Annotated in this window: 19 protein-coding genes; 15 read left to right on the top strand and 4 right to left on the bottom strand. The window is 52.0% G+C overall.

Annotation, left to right across the window (positions count from 1 at the left end; genetic code table 11):
• Positions 1–170: 170 nt before the first annotated feature.
• The 6 genes from MKJ04_RS21660 (at position 171) to MKJ04_RS21635 (ending at position 3,710) form a co-directional block, all read left to right on the top strand.
• Entirely contained in the window at positions 171–980 is an 810-nt protein-coding gene (locus MKJ04_RS21660) for a Rossmann-like and DUF2520 domain-containing protein (RefSeq protein WP_241644132.1), read from the top strand.
• 105 nt (positions 981–1,085) lie between these two features.
• Entirely contained in the window at positions 1,086–1,415 is a 330-nt protein-coding gene (locus MKJ04_RS21655) for a 2Fe-2S iron-sulfur cluster-binding protein (protein WP_241644130.1), read from the top strand.
• Positions 1,416–1,513: 98 nt separating this feature from the next.
• Positions 1,514–1,756, top strand: coding sequence for a Fe-S cluster assembly protein IscX (iscX, locus tag MKJ04_RS21650; protein ID WP_241644128.1), 243 nt, complete (start codon positions 1,514–1,516; stop codon positions 1,754–1,756).
• A 187-nt stretch (positions 1,757–1,943) separates the two neighbouring features.
• Positions 1,944–2,441, top strand: coding sequence for a KdsC family phosphatase (locus MKJ04_RS21645; protein WP_241644126.1), 498 nt, complete (start codon positions 1,944–1,946; stop codon positions 2,439–2,441).
• A gap of 123 nt (positions 2,442–2,564) precedes the next feature.
• The gene (locus MKJ04_RS21640) at positions 2,565–2,759 is read left to right on the top strand and encodes a cold-shock protein (protein WP_241644124.1); all 195 of its coding nucleotides are present in this window, start codon (positions 2,565–2,567) and stop codon (positions 2,757–2,759) included.
• 108 nt (positions 2,760–2,867) lie between these two features.
• Positions 2,868–3,710, top strand: a complete 843-nt coding sequence (locus tag MKJ04_RS21635) for a geranylgeranylglycerol-phosphate geranylgeranyltransferase (RefSeq protein ID WP_241644122.1) — start codon at positions 2,868–2,870, stop codon at positions 3,708–3,710.
• Between the two features lie 57 nt (positions 3,711–3,767).
• On the opposite strand, the gene MKJ04_RS21630 is transcribed toward MKJ04_RS21635, so the two are convergent.
• Positions 3,768–4,541 carry a T9SS type A sorting domain-containing protein gene (locus tag MKJ04_RS21630; protein WP_241644120.1) on the bottom strand — a complete coding sequence of 258 codons (774 nt, stop codon included), beginning with the start codon at positions 4,539–4,541 and terminating at the stop codon, positions 3,768–3,770.
• A 420-nt stretch (positions 4,542–4,961) separates the two neighbouring features.
• On the opposite strand from MKJ04_RS21630, the gene MKJ04_RS21625 reads away from it, so the two are divergent.
• The 9 genes from MKJ04_RS21625 (at position 4,962) to rodA (ending at position 14,236) form a co-directional block, all read left to right on the top strand.
• Positions 4,962–5,408, top strand: coding sequence for a Fur family transcriptional regulator (locus MKJ04_RS21625; protein WP_241644118.1), 447 nt, complete (start codon positions 4,962–4,964; stop codon positions 5,406–5,408).
• Between the two features lie 41 nt (positions 5,409–5,449).
• Positions 5,450–5,947, top strand: coding sequence for a PaaI family thioesterase (locus tag MKJ04_RS21620; RefSeq protein WP_241644116.1), 498 nt, complete (start codon positions 5,450–5,452; stop codon positions 5,945–5,947).
• Positions 5,948–6,173: 226 nt separating this feature from the next.
• Complete coding sequence (gene purN / locus MKJ04_RS21615; protein ID WP_241644114.1) at positions 6,174–6,779, top strand: phosphoribosylglycinamide formyltransferase; 606 nt, start codon at positions 6,174–6,176, stop codon at positions 6,777–6,779.
• Positions 6,780–6,797: 18 nt separating this feature from the next.
• On the top strand, positions 6,798–8,321 hold the full coding sequence (gene purH, locus MKJ04_RS21610; RefSeq protein ID WP_241644112.1) for a bifunctional phosphoribosylaminoimidazolecarboxamide formyltransferase/IMP cyclohydrolase: 1,524 nt from the start codon (positions 6,798–6,800) through the stop codon (positions 8,319–8,321).
• 329 nt (positions 8,322–8,650) lie between these two features.
• Positions 8,651–9,676 (top strand): rod shape-determining protein, encoded by a 1,026-nt coding sequence (locus MKJ04_RS21605; RefSeq protein ID WP_025608913.1) that lies wholly within the window; start codon positions 8,651–8,653, stop codon positions 9,674–9,676.
• Between the two features lie 9 nt (positions 9,677–9,685).
• Positions 9,686–10,552: a rod shape-determining protein MreC gene (mreC, locus tag MKJ04_RS21600; RefSeq protein WP_241644110.1), complete on the top strand. Its 867-nt coding sequence runs from the start codon at positions 9,686–9,688 to the stop codon at positions 10,550–10,552.
• Positions 10,542–11,075 (top strand): hypothetical protein, encoded by a 534-nt coding sequence (locus MKJ04_RS21595; RefSeq protein WP_241644108.1) that lies wholly within the window; start codon positions 10,542–10,544, stop codon positions 11,073–11,075. Before mreC ends, MKJ04_RS21595 begins: the two co-directional genes overlap by 11 nt.
• Positions 11,072–12,898 (top strand): penicillin-binding protein 2, encoded by a 1,827-nt coding sequence (gene mrdA / locus MKJ04_RS21590; protein WP_241644106.1) that lies wholly within the window; start codon positions 11,072–11,074, stop codon positions 12,896–12,898. The genes MKJ04_RS21595 and mrdA overlap by 4 nt, the downstream gene beginning before the upstream one ends.
• Positions 12,899–12,943: 45 nt before the next feature.
• Positions 12,944–14,236, top strand: coding sequence for a rod shape-determining protein RodA (rodA, locus tag MKJ04_RS21585; RefSeq protein ID WP_241644104.1), 1,293 nt, complete (start codon positions 12,944–12,946; stop codon positions 14,234–14,236).
• A gap of 113 nt (positions 14,237–14,349) precedes the next feature.
• Here the strand turns inward: rodA and MKJ04_RS21580 are convergent, their stop codons facing one another.
• The 3 genes from MKJ04_RS21580 to MKJ04_RS21570 form a co-directional block, all read right to left on the bottom strand.
• The gene (locus MKJ04_RS21580) at positions 14,350–14,697 is read right to left on the bottom strand and encodes a hypothetical protein (protein ID WP_241644102.1); all 348 of its coding nucleotides are present in this window, start codon (positions 14,695–14,697) and stop codon (positions 14,350–14,352) included.
• An 896-nt stretch (positions 14,698–15,593) separates the two neighbouring features.
• Positions 15,594–16,697 (bottom strand): Fic family protein, encoded by a 1,104-nt coding sequence (locus tag MKJ04_RS21575; RefSeq protein ID WP_241644100.1) that lies wholly within the window; start codon positions 16,695–16,697, stop codon positions 15,594–15,596.
• A gap of 164 nt (positions 16,698–16,861) precedes the next feature.
• Positions 16,862–17,161: a helix-turn-helix domain-containing protein gene (locus MKJ04_RS21570; RefSeq protein ID WP_241644098.1), complete on the bottom strand. Its 300-nt coding sequence runs from the start codon at positions 17,159–17,161 to the stop codon at positions 16,862–16,864.
• Between the last annotated feature and the right edge of the window lie 809 nt (positions 17,162–17,970).

Raw genomic sequence — 17,970 nt, 5'->3', positions numbered from 1 at the left:
TTTTGTCTCTGCTTTATAACAGGAAAGCCTTTGCCTCATCGCAAGGGCTTTCCTGTTATAAAGCAAGCTATAGTATACCCTGAGATACCATGTTTTGACAGCTAAAGGAATAGTCCGCGTAGGTATCATCCTGTATAAGTAACAGGGACGAAAGAGCTAAATCATACATAATGAATGTAACGCAACCGAAACGCATCGCCTTTGTGGGGGCCGGCAACGTGGCCTGGCACCTGGCGCAGGCGCTTGCCTCGGCGGGGCACGGGGTGCAGGCTGTCTATAGCAGAGGCGCTTCTTCCCGTGAGGCCTTAGCCAAAGTTATCCCCGGGGCACTCCCCGTCGCAGCCCCCGACTTTCGGGCGATGGCCCTGGACCTGGTGGTTATTGCCGTGCCTGACGCGGCGCTCATTCCTGTGGCTGCAGACTTGCGGGTAGCGCCCGGCACAGCGGTTGTACATACCTCCGGCTCACAGCCGCTCGCTTTGCTGCACGTTGTTGAGGGCGCACGCACAGGCGTTTTTTATCCCCTCCAAACCTTTTCCAAGGGCAAGCTACTGGACCTGGCGGAGGTGCCCCTGCTACTGGAGGCGCAGGATGAGGAGACCCTTCGCCTGTTGGAGCTTGTGGCAGGCAGCCTGAGCAACAAGGTATACCGTATGGGTTTTGAGGACAGGAAGCGGCTGCACCTGGCAGCGGTGTTTGCCTGCAACTTCACTAACCACTTGCTGGGTATAAGCCGCCAATTGCTGCAGGAAGCCAACCTGCCCGCAGAGCTGCTGCAGCCACTCCTCGCAGAGACGATCGCCAAAGCCACCGCGCAGGACCCGTTTGCGGTGCAAACCGGCCCAGCCGTGCGCGGCGACGATCCGGTGCTGCAGGCCCACCAGCACATGCTGCAGCAACACCCACGATACAGGGAAATCTACGCGCTGCTTTCGGAGAGCATACAGGCGCGGGCAAAAATTGAGCAAATCCGGCATTAACCAAATAAGCCTTTATCTTGTTTAAGTACAGAGCCTAAAGCCACGTCGGTTTTGATTCGGCTGAATGGCTTTGTAAATTGCGCCTCTAAAATAGATCTGGATAAAATGAAAGTTGTAAATATAACCTTTAAGTTTGCCGACGGTTCGCCGGACGTAACGCACCCAGCGGTAGAAGGGGAATCGGTGCTGGACGTAGCCCTGGATAATGACATTAAACTGCAGCATAACTGCGGCGGCGTGTGCGGCTGCAGTACCTGCCACGTGTATGTAGAGGCTGGCATGGACGACCTCCCCGAGATTTCTGACAAGGAAGAAGACTATATAGACCGCGCCGTGGACCCGCGTATCAACTCCCGCCTGGGCTGCCAGTGTGTGGTGCAGGGCAACGAGGATGTGGTCATCACAGTGCCAACGCAGGATTTCCTGGGCCACTAGTTTAAATTGCTGCATGGCTAACGTGTTGACATTCATATGCTGACTACCTCATACCTTTAAAAACCATCTGGCCATATAACCATATAACCATATATATAATGAATAAAAGCTACGAGCCACCAATCCAATGGAATGATTACGAAGACATTGCGATGGCATTGTACGAGAAGTTCGGCGACGACTTCACGGAGTCCAAGATATACCGCATCCGTTTCACCGAGCTGCTGGAGTGGATCCTGACCCTGCCAAACTTTGAAGGCACGCGCGAGCAGGCCAACGAAGGCCACCTGGAACAGATTCAGGCGGCCTGGGTATATGAGTGGCGCGACAACCAGGACTAGCCCCTTTTAACAGCCGTTTGCAAGGGCGGCTGCTTTTATACCAGAAAAGGTTCTTCCCAGCGAGGAGCCTTTTTTATTTTTGCACGCGTTGTTTTCGTATAGATGGCAAACGTACCCGCAGCACCGTAAGCTGTGTGCCTGCCCCATCCTGCAGTAGTGTCTTCTAACAGTAGCCTTCCATTGTTTTATGTCTATCACTCAAACCGACCTCACCCGCATCAACACCTTTATTTTTGATGTTGACGGGGTACTGACAGACGGCCTGCTCTATTGCTTTGCCGATGGGGAACAGGTGCGCGCCTTCAACATCAAAGACGGCTTTGCCATCAAGCACGCCATTCGGCAGGGCTTCCGGGTAGCCATCATCTCTGGCAAAAACGAGCCGGGCGTGCGCAAACGGCTGGAGCAACTGGACATTGAGGACATCCACCTGGGTATTGAGGACAAGGTAGATACCTTCGAGGATTACATTTACCTGCAGGGAATCCACCCCGCCACCGTGGCCTACATGGGCGACGACATGCCGGATCTGGAGGTGATGCAGCGCTGTGGCCTGCGCGCCTGCCCCTCCGACGCTGCCGAGGATATTAAAGAAATCAGCACGTTTGTATCCACCAAAAAAGGGGGCAGAGGGGCCGTACGCGAGCTGATAGAGCAGATTATGAAGGCGCAGGACAAGTGGTAAGCCCCACGCATTTATACCTTTTCTACAAACTAATAGTAGATTTCTTTTAATACTGTATTGTATATATAAAAATAAATCTTTAGTTTACGTTCAGTTTTATTACCCAATAAATTATTCATCTTTATGAAGACAGGAAAAGTAAAGTTTTTTATTGAGTCGAAAGGTTATGGTTTTATAACTGAGGACGAGACAAATGAAGATTTCTTCGTGCATGCGAGTGGCCTGAACGGCGTAGACATCCAGCAGCACGACCGCGTAGAGTTCGACACGCAGGAAGGTAAAAAAGGGATCAATGCGGTTAACGTGAAGAGAATCTAACACGCTTACTGCATCATTACAAGAAAAGCCCCTTGCACAGGGGCTTTTTTGTTGCCGTTTCCGCGCACGGCCTTACCTTTGCCCCTGTCCTGTATTGCCGTCTGCCAGATGAAACTCTTCCTATCCCTCATACGCGCCCAAAACCTGGTGCTGATTGTACTGAGCCAGGCGCTCGTGCAAGCCTGCCTGCTTACGTCGGGGGTGCGATGGGCAAAGGTGCTGGAACCGGGCTTTCTGGCTCTCACCCTTTCCACGGTATGCATTGCGGCGGCTGGCTATATCATCAACGACTATTACGATGTGAAGATAGATGCCATCAACAAGCCGGACCGGCTGTTAGTGGGGCGCATCATCCGCAGGCGCCGGGCCATGTTCGCCCATCTGGTGCTGTCGGTTATCGGCGTGCTCATCGGGGGGCTGCTGCTGGTGCGGGTAGGATTGATTAACCTGGGGGCGGTATTGCTGCTGTGGGGGTATTCTGCACGCCTGAAAAAGCTGCCGCTTATCGGCAACGTAGCCATTGCCCTGCTGTCGGCATCCATGCTGCTGGTGGTGGCCGTGTACAACGACATGCTGAACAAAACCACTTTGGGCTACGCCCTGTTTGCCGGGCTCATCTCGCTTATCCGCGAAATCATAAAGGATATCGAGGACATGAAGGGCGATGCCTCTTTCGAGTGCCGCACCTTGCCCATTGTGCTGGGCATGCGCGGAGCCAAGTATGTGTTATACCCGCTTATCGCCATTTTTCTGGCCTTGCTGATCGCGAGCATGGCGCACCCATCTACCCCATGGCCTTTTGATGTATACATGCTGGCGCTGGTACTGGCCCCGAGCGTCTGGATGGTAGTGAAGCTGGCGCGGGCCGACCGCAAGGCCGACTTCAGCTACCTCAGCAACCTGAACAAGCTGATCATGCTGCTGGGGATTCTCTCAATGCTGCTGGTATAAAAAAAGCCTGCATCCGGAGACGCAGGCTTCATACTGTAGGTATAAAATAGGGTATGACTATTTCACGATCAGGCGGCTGGTGGCCACGTCGTTTCCGGCAGATACCTTTACATAGTAAGTGCCTTTGGCAAACTTCTGAGTGTTGATCTCAGCTTTGCCGTTTACTTTGTTCAGTACCAGCACTTTTCTGCCCAGCATATCCACCACAACCACAGAGGCATTGCGGATAGTGCCCAGGTCCACGCGCACAACGCCTTCTGAAACAGTAGGGTATACCGCCACGCGCTTGTCGCCGATCATATCGTCTAGGCCGGTGGTGGTGCCCGCTACAGTCACGCTCTCATCTACAGAAGCCAGTACCGTTCCCTCGACGTCAGCTCCCTCCACGCGACGCAGAATCAGTTTGTAGGCATAAGTGCCCGCCTGGCTGAAGTTAATTTTGAAGTACTCCTGATACTCTGCCACCAAATCTTCTCCCCCTTCAGGGCCGATTTTAGCGTAGCCCGCTTCATTGAAGGTCACGAGGGAATAAGTTGCTTCCTCCTCAGTGGCAGCCGCTCTATTGGAGTTATAGTTCAGCACAAAATTGTTGCGCTGGGCAGGGTTCGTCAGTTGTATCTCCAGGTTTACCTTCTCCTTCGGAGTCAGGGCAGCGCGGTCGAAGCCCTTCACGATAGCCTGCCACAGAAAATTCTGGTTGATGGTCAGGTTCTCGACCATATCCAGGGTACCGTCAACGGTAGGTTCATTTGTAACTGTTTGTGCAAAGGATGCACCAGCCGTAAACATAACGAGCAGCAGGGCTGCGAATAGGTGTAAAGTTCTTTTCATTGATAAAATTGTTTAGAATAAAATGATCAGGCGTTGCAGATAAGCGCAAAGTCTGCCTTCGGCATATATACGTATTTTGCTATCTACGGATGTAAATTTATTAAAATTGCCTTAAAATAACCTATAAGCTCCAAAAAACAATGTTACAGCATCTTAAACTTTCGTTTTCAGAAGTATAAATTGTTTATAACCATCTATATAATAGTAGCTTACAAACTAAAAAAGAGAGTCCTGTGAGGCTATAAAAACGTGGAGACAGATTCGGTTATGGACAGTTTACAGCCCGTAAGATGACTTGATAACCTTTTCCAAATGCATATAGGTGTACGCGCTGGTCTGGCCGGTGTTGAGGTATGGGGGTATGAGGATTTCACGCAACACCGCATTAATCCTTATTATTCTCGTATATTTGCAACAGCTATGACAAACCAACACCGCCCTCTACTCCAAATGGCAGAGGAGTTGCTGCGGAAGTATACGCTCCGCAAAACAAACTGCCGATTGGAGGTGCTAACGCTACTTTTGCAAAACAAGCATGCGCTGGCACACTCAGAAATTGAGAAACAGCTTGAGAACAGATTTGACCGCGTAACCATTTACAGAACACTGCATGCCTTTGAGGAGAAGGGACTCGCCCACAGCATCAACGATGTGAGCGGGGCCATGAAGTATGCGCTTTGCCAGGATGCCTGCAAGGAGCACGAGCACCAGGACAACCACATCCACTTCAACTGTACCTCCTGTGGCCAGACGTTCTGCCTGAATGAGGTGCTTGTGCCTGCCCCTACCTTGCCGGAGGGCTACAAAGTGCACAGTATAAATTTTTCGGCGCAGGGCCTTTGCGTTTCCTGCCAGGAGGTCACCTAAATAAAGGCATTCCTCCAGAACACGCGATATAGGCCAGTGCCATGCCAAACCAGACCAACCATGCAGCAGCCTTTCGGGGGCTGGTCTTATCACCAGTTAAGTTCCGGCTGTTTCTGCTGGCCCGCCTCCCGATGGCCTACCTGGCGGGGCTTCGTGTAACCGACATTTCGGAGGCGAAGGCCACAGTGCGTGTGCCCTACAAATACCTCAACAAAAACCCCTTCAAGTCGATATACTTTGCCTGCCTGAGTATGGCTGCCGAGCTTTCGACAGGTGTGCTTTGCATGACGCAGGTATACAAATCGCAGCCAGCCGTGTCGATGCTGGTGGTGCGCATGGATGCTGAGTTCACGAAAAAGGCCATTGGCAAAATCAGCTTCACCTGTCACGATGGCCAGGCAATAGCCGCCGCCGCAGCCAAAACCAAGGCAACCGGAGAGGGCGTGACAGTGGTGGCCACCAGCGTTGGCACCGACGAAAGCGGCGAACCCGTGGCTACCTTCCGCTTTACCTGGTCGCTGAAGGCGAAAAGAAAGTAAGCAATGCCCTGTCCGGGGTATGCAGAACACAGTATTTTCAGGATTTGCACACCGGAAGAAACACAATTATTGAGCGGCTCATGATGCCGGGGGGTATGATTGCTTTCCCACGCTCCCTGCCCTATCCAGCTACCACCCCTATCGGTTCTGCACATATTCTGGGATTACTTGCTAAATTCTTAAGGCAAACCCATTATCTTTGCGGCTTCATTACACGCCTGTACTTTTGGAACGACCAGCCAAGAAAAACATAGTCATTTTCGCTTCGGGATCGGGAAGCAACGCCCAACGCCTGCTGGAGCATTTCGAGCACCACCCTGATATACGTGTGGCCGCCCTGTTCTCCAACAACCCGAACGCCTATGCCCTCAAAAGAGCCGAGACATACCACGTCCCGGCTTTTTTGTTTTCCCGCGAGGAGTTCTACAAGTCTGAAAAGGTGCTGCAACAGCTCCAGCAGTTTCAACCCGACCTGATTGTGCTGGCTGGCTTCCTGTGGCTGGTGCCGCAAAACCTGCTGCGGGCCTTCCCCGACAAGATCATCAACATACACCCTGCCCTGTTGCCACAGTATGGCGGCAAAGGCATGCACGGGCAGCACGTGCACACGGCGGTGATACAAGCCGGCGAGCCCGAGTCTGGCATCACGATCCACTATATAAACGAGGAGTACGACAAAGGCACCTTCATCCGGCAGGAGCGCTGCCCCGTGCTGCCCTCCGATACCCCCGCAGACCTGGCGGCCCGCGTGCTGCAACTGGAGCACCTGCACCTACCGCAGGTGGTAGAGCAGCTCTTAGACCAACAAGACCAACCGAAAAAAGAAGACTAACCCAAAACAGCAATTGCCATGCAATCCGTTAAAATCAAATCCGCACTCATCTCGGTATATTATAAAGACCGCCTCGAGCCACTGGTGGAGCTACTTAAGCAGCACAACGTGACCATTTACTCCACAGGCGGCACCCAGACCTTCCTGGAAGAGCAGGGCGCAGACGTGGTGGCCGTAGAGGACCTGACCGCCTACCCGTCTATCTTCGGTGGCCGCGTGAAGACGCTGCACCCAAAGGTATTTGGCGGTATCTTGCATCGCCGCGACAACGCGGGGGACCTTTCGGAAAGAGAGAAGTTCGAGATCCCGCCGATTGACCTGGTGGTGGTGGATTTATACCCCTTTGAGGAAACGGTGGCTTCGGGCGCTCCGGAGGCCGATGTGATCGAGAAAATCGACATTGGCGGCATCTCCCTGATCCGGGCGGCAGCCAAAAACTTCAAGGATGTGCTGATCGTCTCGTCCAGAGACCAGTACGGCGAGGTGGTGGAGTTGCTGCAAGCCAAAGACGGCGCCACAGAACTGGAAGACCGCAAGCGCTTTGCCGCGAAAGCCTTTAACGTGTCTTCGCACTACGACACGCACATTTTCAACTACATGAACGCCGAGGACGAGCAACCAGCCTTCAAGCAGAGTGTGCAGCACAGCATGCCGCTGCGCTATGGCGAGAACCCGCATCAGAAAGGCACATTTTACGGCAAGCTGGAGGACCTCTTTGAGCAACTGAATGGCAAGCAACTGTCGTACAACAACCTCGTGGACGTGGATGCGGCCGTGGCCCTGGCGGCTGAGTTTGAGGAACCGGCCGTAGCCATCCTGAAGCACACCAACGCCTGCGGCTGCGCCACCGCCGACACCATGAAAGACGCCTACCTGCTGGCGCTGTCCTCTGACCCGGTGTCGGCCTTCGGCGGCGTGATCATCGCGAACAGAGCTATTGACCTGGCTGTGGCCGAGGAACTAAACAAGCTGTTCTTTGAGGTATTGATCGCCCCGGCATATGATGCTGATGCACTGGAGTTGCTGAAGACCAAGAAGAACCGCATCCTGCTGAAGCAAAAGCCCGTGGAACTGCCCAACAAGCAGTTCAAGACGCTGCTGAACGGCGTGATTGAGCAGGACAAGGACCTGGCCACCGAAACAGAGGCTGACTTTACCACCGCGACCAAGCGCGAACCGACCGCCGAAGAGAAAAAGGCGCTGGTGTTTGCCGCCAAAGTGTGCAAGCACACCAAATCCAACACCATCGTGCTGGCCACCGACAAAATGATGTACTCCAGCGGCGTGGGCCAGACCTCGCGCGTGGATGCCCTGCGCCAGGCCATCGAGAAGGCCCGCAGCTTCGGTTTTGACCTGAGCCAGACGGTGATGGCCTCCGATGCGTTCTTCCCCTTCCCGGACTGTGTGGAGATCGCCGACCAGGCGGGCATCAAAGCCGTGGTGCAGCCAGGTGGCTCTATCAAGGACAAGGACTCTATCGCCTACTGCGACGCACATGATATAGCGATGGTAATGACCGGCGTGCGCCACTTCAAACACTAACAAACCCCTCGCGCATACGCGTCCCGTTTTATATAAATCCCCGGCTTTGCTAAAAGGCCGGGGATTTTTCATAACTTCCGTGCGGGTGTGCCCGCGGTGGGTTTCAGCGGATAGAGAAGCGTGCCCGCAATTCAATTTTTCCACAGTGCTAGCCGTTATACAAGTCTATATGCGAGAGCAACTGCCTTATGAAAAGACTTTTAATTTCTTTGGCTTCGGGTGCTACATTATTAATTACGCTGAATTTCACTAATTTTGCCGCAAGTTTCTGTTTAGAAATATTGTATATTTAAAATATAATTGGGCACAGTTTCGCCTGAACCTACAAAATGGGACTATTTAACTTCTTAACCAGTGATATAGCGATTGACCTTGGTACTGCTAATACTCTGATCATACATAACGATAAGATAGTCGTAGACGAACCCTCTATCATCGCCGTGGACCGCACCACGGGCCGTGTGCTGGCCATTGGCCGCAACGCCATGCAGATGCACGAGAAAACGCACGAGAACATCAAGACGATCCGCCCCCTGAAAGACGGCGTCATCGCTGACTTCCACGCGGCCGAGGAGATGATCCGGGGTATGATCAAGATGATCGACACGGGCCGTCGCCTGTTCCAGCCGTCGCACCGCATGGTGATCTGCATCCCGTCGGGCATTACCGAGGTGGAGAAACGCGCCGTGCGTGACTCTGCGCAGCACGCCGGTGCCAAGGAGGTATGGATGATCCAGGAGCCGATGGCCGCCGCCATTGGCATCGGCATCGACGTGGAGCAGCCCATTGGCTCCATGATCGTGGACATCGGGGGCGGAACCACCGAGATTGCCGTGGTGGCCCTCTCCGGTATCGTCTGCGACCAGTCTATCCGCATCGCGGGTGACGTGTTCACCAAAGACATCCTGGACTATATGCGCCGCCAGCACAACCTGCTGATCGGGGAGCGCTCTGCCGAGAAGATCAAGATTGAGGTGGGCGCTGCCCTGACAGAAATCGAGAACCCGCCAGCCGACTACGAGATCCGTGGCCGCGACCTGATGACCGGCATCCCGAAGGTGATCAAGGTAACGTACCAGGAGATCGCCATCGCGCTGGACAAATCAGTGTCGAAGATCGAGGAGGCCGTGCTGAAGGCGCTGGAGATCGCGCCGCCGGAGCTTTCGGCTGATATCTACGATAACGGGATTCACCTCACAGGCGGCGGTGCCTTGCTCCGTGGCCTCGACAAGCGGTTGGCCGCCAAAACCAAGCTGCCGATCCACATTGCCGAAGACCCGCTTCGCGCGGTGGTACGCGGCACGGGGGCCGCGATCAAGAACATCGAAGGATTCAAGAACGTCCTGCTAACCTAACAGGGCTCCATGCGGAATCTTTTTGCATTTATATACCGGTTCCGTGCGTTCCTTGTGTTTGTATTGCTGGAAGTGCTGTGTGTGTACCTGATCGTGCGGTATAACACATACCAGGGGGCCGCCTTCTTCAATTCCGCAAACAAATACGTGGGGCAGGTGCTGGAGTACCAGAGCAGCGTCTCCGACTATTTCCGGCTGTCGTCCATCAACAACTCGCTGGCCCGTGAAAACGCCGCGCTGCGCAAGGAGCTGATGCAGTACCGCGACCTGGAGGTGTCGGATAGCACCGCCGTGCTGGATACCACCTTCTACGCCGCCACCGACAGCAGCCACGCCGCCCCCTACGTGCTGCACGCAAGCCGGGTGATCAACAACTCGGTGCGCCGCATGAACAACTACCTGACCCTCGACGTGGGTACTGCCGACGGCGTGAAGCCAGGTATGGGCGTGATTGCGGCAAGTGGCGTGGTGGGCCGCATTAAAACAGTGTCCAGGGGGTATGCCACCGTCACGTCGGTGCTGCACTCGCAGATGCTGGTCTCGGCCAAAATCAAGAAAGACAACACCTTCGGCACCGTAAAATGGACCGGCGGTGACTACCGCACGGCCATGCTGGACTATATCCCGCTGCACGTCAATCCGGCCGCCGGAGACACCATCGTGACAAGCGGCTTCAACACCGTATACCCGGAGGGCATCATGGTCGGCACGATCAGCGCTGTGGAGAAAGAGCAGGACAAGAGCTTTTACACGATAAAGGTAAAGCTAGCAGTTGACTTTGCGCAGCTGTCTTACGTGTATGTGGTGGAGAACACCACCATGTATGAGCGGGAGGACTTAGAACAACAAGCAGGCATTCTGACAGATGAGCAATAGCTTTGGTATAAAAAATATCGTGCAGTTTATTCTGTTTGTGGCGCTGCAAATCCTGCTGCTGGATAACCTGGTGCTCTTCGGAACTGGCTTTTGCTTTATCTACGTGGCGTTTCTGCTCTTCCTGCCGCTGGGTATAAACAGGGTATGGCTGCTCGTGCTGGGCTTTGCCACGGGGTTCACGGTGGACATGTTTTACGACACAGTGGGCATCCATGCCGCGGCCAGTGTGCTACTGGCATTTTTAAGGCCCCACGTTTTGAACCTTCTGACACCGCGAGACGGTTACGACAGCAGTGATTCCGTTAACATCCACGTGATGGGGTGGCGCTGGTTTCTGGTCTATTCGTTTTCGCTGATCGTGTTTCACCACGCGGCAGTGTTCTTTCTGGAGACCATTAATTTCCAGACGGCTTTGTACACATTAGGCAAGATCCTCTTCAGCACCTTCTTCACGGGCATATTAATCGTGATTCTTCAACTCCTGTTCTTTTCGCCAAAGAGAGCGCGGATAGATTACCGATGAACTACTTAGAAAACCGAAAATACGTCATTCAGGGCATCTTTATACTTGTAGGTGCCATTTTTGCCCTGCGCCTGTTCTACATCCAGGTGGTGGACAGCAGCTACAAGCAGGCCGCCGAAACCAACGCCATCAAATCCGTGGTCCAGTATCCCTTCCGCGGCCTGATCTACGACCGGAACGGGAAGCTGCTAGTGCAGAACACGCCCGTGTACGACCTGATGGTGGTGCCCAAAGAGGCGAAGAACATCGATACGCTGCGCCTCCAACAACTACTCGACCTGCCTTTGGAAGAGGTGCGGGAGCGCCTGAAGAAAGCGCGCGCCTACTCCTACGTGCAGCCCTCCGCCTTTTACCAGAAACTCAGCACCCAGGAGTTTGCCCGCATTCAGGATAACCTGATCGATTTCCCCGGCTTTTACATCAACGCCCGAACGGCACGCGGCTACCCGCACCAAAGCCTTGCGCACGCGCTGGGCTATATCGCCGAGATCAGTCCGCGCCAGCTCGAGGACTCTGCCTACAGCGGCTACCGCCCCGGCGACTATATTGGCAAGAGCGGCATTGAACTGGAGTATGAGCAGTACCTGATGGGCAAGCGCGGCGTGAAGTACAAGATGGTGAACGTGCGCGGCGTGGAAAAAGGCTCGTTTAAAGACGGTGCTTACGACACCCTGTCGGTGGCCGGCAAGAACCTGGTCAGCACCATCGACCTTGATTTGCAGCAGTATGGCGAGTTCCTGATGAACGGGGCTAAGGGCAGCGTGGTGGCCATCGAGCCGAAAACCGGCGAGGTGCTGGCCTATGTTTCCGCCCCCTTCTACGACCCCAACCTGTTTACCGGAAAAGACTACGGCAAGAACTATATGGCCCTGCTGAGTGAGCCGAACAAGACCATGTTTAACCGCCCCGTAATGGCGAGCAGCAACCCGCCCGGGTCCATCTTTAAGCTGGCGCAGGCCCTTGTGGCGCTTCAGGACGGCATCATCACCCCAAACACAGGTTTCCCCTGCAACCAGAGCCTGGTCAAGTGCTCGCACGCGCACGCGGCCCCCACCAACCTGAGCATCGCCATCCAAACCTCCTGCAACCCTTATTTTTACCAGGTGTTCCGGGCAGAGGTGAACCAGGGCAAGTCCAGCAACACGTTTAAGGACACCTCGATCGGCCTTGCCAACTGGCGTGAGCAAATTACCACCTTCGGCTTCGGTGTAGAGCTGGGCATCGACCTCCCGAACGAGAAGAAAGGCATTGTGGCCTCGCCGGCCATGTATGACCGCGTGTATGGCCAGAACCGGTGGAAATACTCCACCATCTACTCGCTTAGCATCGGGCAGGGCGAGTTGGGCGTGACGCCGCTGCAGATGGCCAACTTCATGGCCACGATCGCCAACAGAGGCTATTACATCACTCCGCACATCATCCGCTCGATTGGGGAGAACGGCAAACCGAAGCCGGAGTATCAGCAGCGCCATTTTACGGCAGTGGAAGCCCGTCACTTCACCCCTGTGGTAGACGGTATGGCCGCCGTGGTGAAGTCTGGCACAGGCCGCAACGCCTCCCTCGAAAAATTGGGGATTGAGGTATGCGGCAAAACAGGCACGGCCGAGAACCCCCAGGGCAAGGACCACGCCGTGTTTGTGGCGTTCGCCCCGAAGGATGACCCCAAGATCGCGATTGCGGTGTATGTGGAGAACGCGGGCTTCGGCGCCCAGTCGGCAGCCCCGATCGCAGGCCTGATGATTGAGAAGTACCTGACAGACTCCGTCTCCAGAAAACGAATGGAAGACTGGGTGCTGAGCCGGGAATACCTGAATATTGACTAACGGATGGGTGTAGAGCAGAAAATACTTGGAAGCAGCAGAATCGGCATGTCAGCCACGCCTGGCAGGCACGCCTCGGGCAGCCACATGCTCCAGAACATCGACTGGGTCACCATCCTGCTCTACTTCCTGCTGGTGGGCCTGGGCTGGATGAACATCTACGCCGCCGTCTACAGCCCCGACAATGTGGTGAACATCATGAGCTTCGACATCAACTCCGGCAAGCAGCTGGTATGGATCGCGGCCTCGCTGATACTCATCATTGTGCTTCTGGTAGTGGACTACAAAGTGTATGAGCACCTGGCATACCCCATTTACGGCGCCATCATCCTGCTGCTGCTGGTCACGCTAGCCGTGGCAAAGCCGATTGCCGGCTCCAGGTCCTGGCTTGATTTGGGCGGGGGCATCCGGCTGCAGCCTGCCGAGCTGGCCAAATTTGCCACCGCCCTGGCCGCCTCCAAGTTTCTGAGCACCGTAAACCTTCGCCAGCAGAATTTCGCTGACCAGATGAAGCTGGCCGCTATCACGCTGCTGCCACCGGCCATCATTATCCTGCAGAACGAGACGGGCTCGGCGCTGGTGTTTGCCGCGTTTATCCTGGCCTACTTCCGTGAGGGCATCTCGCCGCTCATCCTGATTATCGGGGGGTCGGTGGCCGCTGTCTTCATCCTCACGCTGCTGGTTCCGAAGCTATACCTGATCTTGGCCATTACGGTGCTGCTCGCGCTGGCCACCTGGCTGGATTATCGCCTCCTGCGCCGCTATAAAACGATGATGGCCCTGTGGGTGCTGGTGGTGGGTATGATTTTCAGCGTGGACTTCTTCGTGAACAACGTGCTGCAGCCGCATCAGCAGAACCGCATTAAGGCGCTTATTAACCCGGAGGCAGACCCGCTGGGCTTCGGCTGGAACGTAACACAGTCCAAGATAGCCATCGGCTCCGGCGGTTTCTGGGGGAAAGGCTTTCTGGAAGGCACGCAGACCAAGTTCGATTTTGTGCCTGAGCAGAGCACCGACTTCATTTTTTGTACCATTGGCGAGGAGCAGGGCTGGGTGGGCAGCACTGTGCTCATCGGCCTTTTCATGTTCCTGATGATCCGGGTCGTGATGGTGGCAGAACGGCAAAAATCTGTTTTCGGTCGGGCCTATGGCTACTGTGTGGCGTCCATCATCTTCTTCCACTTCCTCGTGAACGTGGGGATGACCATTGGGCTGGCCCCGGTGGTGGGCATTCCGCTGCCCTTTTTCAGCTACGGCGGTTCTTCGCTGTGGTCTTTTACCATCCTGCTGTTCATTCTCATCGCCATCGACGCCAACCGCAGCCAGGACCTGGCGCGGTAAAGGCAACCCTGCCACCAAAAAGGCATCCCCCTGTGCAGCTTGTGTTAGCTACACAGGGGGATGCCTTTTAAAGAAATATTTTCAAATAAAGGAATGTGCGAGGGTTACAGCGATTATTTGTTCTTATCCCACTCTTCAAATGTTTCTGAAGGCACATCGTGGCTGAAAGTTTTCTGAAGCGTGACGGTCTCTCCCTCCTTCACCTCAAAGTATCGGTAAGAATAGGCAAGGCTACCAGTCTCAGACGATTTCTTCAGCACAACATAAATGAAGTACTTTCCTGGCTTGATTTGCTCGTTCATGCGAGAGCCAACGGCACCGTATTTGGCAGTTTTAGATTTGCCTGAGATTTTATCGTAGGCGTACCCCAGGTAAATATCTGAGCCAGAGGCTTGCACGTCAAAATCCTGGTTCTCGGCTGGCCATACATGCACGATGGCCGACACTGGCTCTCGTTTCACAGCACCGGAAGAGTATTTGACATCTTTCTTTACGTCAAAAGCTATCAGCGTTTTTCCTGTGGCAGGTTGAGGGTCATCTTTGTCTTTACAGCCTGTTAAAAACAAAAACACAAGTAAGGGTAAAATCAGAAGATTTTTCATGGGTGTTTGAGGTAAAAGAAATTAAGTTGGTAAAATTAAGGAGATGTTAAGCGTACGAAGCGGGGGTATATAACAGATTTAATGCTATACTATATTCTTATAGTAGAATACATCCTGGCTACAGGGAGAGGAGTCTGTAAGCTAATTTTTTATCTCATTCATATAATCATAACAATATAACACATGACTGCCTGAATACGGGCCTTTAAAATAAAGGGTTTTAAGTTTTTGCGATTTAAAAGCAATTATTTTAGCCAATGCCTGTGTTTTGCGTGCGAACTCAAATCGCTAGATGATAGTAATAAAGGGAGGATGCATATTTGCGGTAGAGGAGTAGGCTTTACGATCTGAAAACTTCTAAAGTGTGTTATCTCACTAAACATAAAGCTATAACCGTTTAAAAACTAAAATAGTATGTAGAGCAATTTGTATTCCTGAAGTCCGGGGAAATAGCTTGGGCTTGTTGGTAGGCTTTTGTTTGATTGCTTACCCTAAGCTCGACTTTAGCATTTCCAGCATCTGTGCAAAGCAACGCTACCGGGGCCAGCTTCTCTTCCGGGTCTCTCAGCAGCATCCACCTCAGGGGCATCGCCAGCTTTGCGCTGTGGTACCAGACAGCTGTCGCCGTGGCGCCTTACGATAAGCTATATTTCTTTTCTTCTTTCAAAATACGAAAGAAGAAAGCCATAACTGATTGCAATTCAGACCAGAAATGCCACTAGGAATTTGAATACTAAAATCATAAATGGAAGAATTCACATATGCAGAAGATAGCGGGTACTACGGCCGCCACCTTCCTGGATTAACACTCTTAATTCCATTAGATGGTGCAGATCTCTTGTAGCAGTAGCTTTGGACGCTTTTGTAATGGATGTGTATTTTTTAGCATTCATACCCCCTTCAAAACCATCTGGTCCGGCATCCAGCATCCTTCTTATAACTTTTATCTGCCGTTCATTTAAGGAGTTCTTGAACCGGTCAAAGAACTTCGATTTCATCAAGATGAAATCGACAAGGCTGATTGCCTGTTCCTGTGACTTCAAAACAATGCCGACAAAATATTTAATCCAGGGCGTAATATCGTTGCTTCTCTGTGCCTGTTCCAAGGCACTATAATACGACTTCTTATCGGTCTCGATAGTCTTTGAGAGACTGAGTAACACCGGGCGGCCTAATGTTTGTGACAAGGCTTTTTCTGCAATGGCTCGGCCTATCCTGCCATTACCATCTTCAAAGGCATGAAGGGTTTCAAAATACAAATGTGAAATTGCTGATCTGACAGGCCCTTTCTTTATCTCGTTATTTCCTCCAGGGGCAGTATCGTTGAACCATTGGATAAACCTGTTCATTTCTTCCGACACGCGAGATGAAGGCGGGGCTTCAAAATGCACTTTTCCCTTGCCAAGTGCGCCCGAGATAACCTGAATTGGGTCTTCATGACTGCGCCACATGCCGACATTAATTCGTTTGTTTTCCTTCAATAGCATCTTGTGCCATTGGAAAAGCTTTTCCTCAGTTATGGCTTCGGCGTAGGTTTTACGAGCATCGGTCATTAATTCACCAGCCCCTTGCGCCATCTTATCCTCAGTGGCTTCAGGAGTCTGGTTAAGGCCAAGATTATTGCGGATAGATGAAACGACATCCTGACGGCTAAGATACTCGCCCTCGATTTCTGAAGTTTTAATCGCTTCGGCAACCATGATATCAATCACAGCTTCCAGTTGGATATCTTCAGGTATTGCCTTCAACATGCCGCTGACATGTCCGGTTTGCTCCGCAAAACTGAAGAGCATATCTTCCACTTCGCTTAAATCATACCTGAAATCAGTCCAGTCGGGTTGTTGCCAGTTATAGGTCATGAGCCGAATATAACACTTATTCAGCTCAAATAAAAACAATATTTGAGCCGAATAGGAATTCTAATCGGCTCATGATCTATAAGAAGCTGCTTTAAAGCTTAGGTTCGATGGATTGATCGATATTCTTATCGAGATCATTCTGGATCAATTCCGGCAGACGTTCCTTAAAAAGGTCCCTCAGAAACTGTTTCCTTCCCGCCTTCTCCCCCATGCGAGGCGTTCTGTTCCAGATATGCCTGAATGGAATCGCTGACATACAGGATGATTTTCTTTTCCGGCTGGCTGAACCGGATTTTCCCTTCGTCTATCAGCTTTTGCAGCGTGGTCTTGCTGCTGACACGCAGTTTCTGCATGGCCTCCTGACCGGAAATCCACTTATCCTCTTTGATGTTGTTCTGTTCCTTGATCCTCTCAACCACCTTGTCAATCAGGGCATAAAAGGCAGCATCTTCAAGGCATATCACTTCTATGAGGCAGACAGGTTAAGGTTTGAATGAATATATCCAAAATATAGAATAACCATGCTCTAGATTTGCGTACTCTCGCAAATTAAAATGTATTTCAGATTCTATTGCTTCAGGGGAGCCATAGTCGAGTTCTTAGAACTCATTTTGAAATGTTGTCTGAATGTTGTCCTGTAAAAACAGGGGCAACAAAAAAACCCCTTAAAAAGGGGCTTTAAATCGTACCAGGAGCGTGTATTTAACCCTCTATACAATCAATTGATTTACAGCACATTAAGACCAATAAAGCAAGCACGAGTTACAAACTGGTTACAAAAAATCATTGTACCATAGGAAATTAACTACTAAAGTTGTCTTTTATGGACTCCAAAAACCAGTTCAAAATCTGATTAACTCATGCCCCCTATACGCGCGGGAGCATTAACAAATATTAACATATAGCTAGGCGCGCGCGTGTGATGTCCATAAACTCAATACCTTTTATTGAGTGCTACAACTTAGCCTTACAAGGCTTTATTTTGTTAGCTTCCTGCCATTCCTAAGCATTATACTTTTATCGCGCGTGTGATAGGCTGAAATTCAATTCAAGCTTTTTTATATGTCTAAAAACTCATGTTTTCTCATGTTATTATATATCAAATTGCTAATGTTTGCTAAGGTTTATCTATGCTATTGCCACTGATGCGCGTGTGCTAGGCTGAAACTTAACTACAGCTCTTTTTTATATGCAAGTATAATGGACCCCTCAAATAGGACAGCAGTTTAAGTGTAAATTTATAACTTGTTATCCTATGCAAAAGAGAAGACAA

The sequence above is a fragment of the Pontibacter sp. E15-1 genome, from assembly GCF_022601975.1.
Taxonomy (GTDB): Bacteria; Bacteroidota; Bacteroidia; order Cytophagales; family Hymenobacteraceae; genus Pontibacter.
This window is presented reverse-complemented; position numbering and strand designations above follow the sequence as displayed.

Coding starts and splice junctions, on each gene's coding strand:
- mrdA (WP_241644106.1), top strand. CDS start 11,072: ATGAACTACTTAGAAAACCGAAAATACGTCATTCAGGGCATCTTTATA.
- MKJ04_RS21595 (WP_241644108.1), top strand. CDS start 10,542: ATGAGCAATAGCTTTGGTATAAAAAATATCGTGCAGTTTATTCTGTTT.
- MKJ04_RS21575 (WP_241644100.1), bottom strand. CDS start 16,697: ATGACCTATAACTGGCAACAACCCGACTGGACTGATTTCAGGTATGAT.
- MKJ04_RS21620 (WP_241644116.1), top strand. CDS start 5,450: ATGCCAAACCAGACCAACCATGCAGCAGCCTTTCGGGGGCTGGTCTTA.
- MKJ04_RS21605 (WP_025608913.1), top strand. CDS start 8,651: ATGGGACTATTTAACTTCTTAACCAGTGATATAGCGATTGACCTTGGT.
- iscX (WP_241644128.1), top strand. CDS start 1,514: ATGAATAAAAGCTACGAGCCACCAATCCAATGGAATGATTACGAAGAC.
- MKJ04_RS21660 (WP_241644132.1), top strand. CDS start 171: ATGAATGTAACGCAACCGAAACGCATCGCCTTTGTGGGGGCCGGCAAC.
- purH (WP_241644112.1), top strand. CDS start 6,798: ATGCAATCCGTTAAAATCAAATCCGCACTCATCTCGGTATATTATAAA.
- MKJ04_RS21625 (WP_241644118.1), top strand. CDS start 4,962: ATGACAAACCAACACCGCCCTCTACTCCAAATGGCAGAGGAGTTGCTG.
- mreC (WP_241644110.1), top strand. CDS start 9,686: ATGCGGAATCTTTTTGCATTTATATACCGGTTCCGTGCGTTCCTTGTG.
- MKJ04_RS21630 (WP_241644120.1), bottom strand. CDS start 4,541: ATGAAAAGAACTTTACACCTATTCGCAGCCCTGCTGCTCGTTATGTTT.
- MKJ04_RS21640 (WP_241644124.1), top strand. CDS start 2,565: ATGAAGACAGGAAAAGTAAAGTTTTTTATTGAGTCGAAAGGTTATGGT.
- MKJ04_RS21645 (WP_241644126.1), top strand. CDS start 1,944: ATGTCTATCACTCAAACCGACCTCACCCGCATCAACACCTTTATTTTT.
- MKJ04_RS21635 (WP_241644122.1), top strand. CDS start 2,868: ATGAAACTCTTCCTATCCCTCATACGCGCCCAAAACCTGGTGCTGATT.
- MKJ04_RS21655 (WP_241644130.1), top strand. CDS start 1,086: ATGAAAGTTGTAAATATAACCTTTAAGTTTGCCGACGGTTCGCCGGAC.
- rodA (WP_241644104.1), top strand. CDS start 12,944: ATGTCAGCCACGCCTGGCAGGCACGCCTCGGGCAGCCACATGCTCCAG.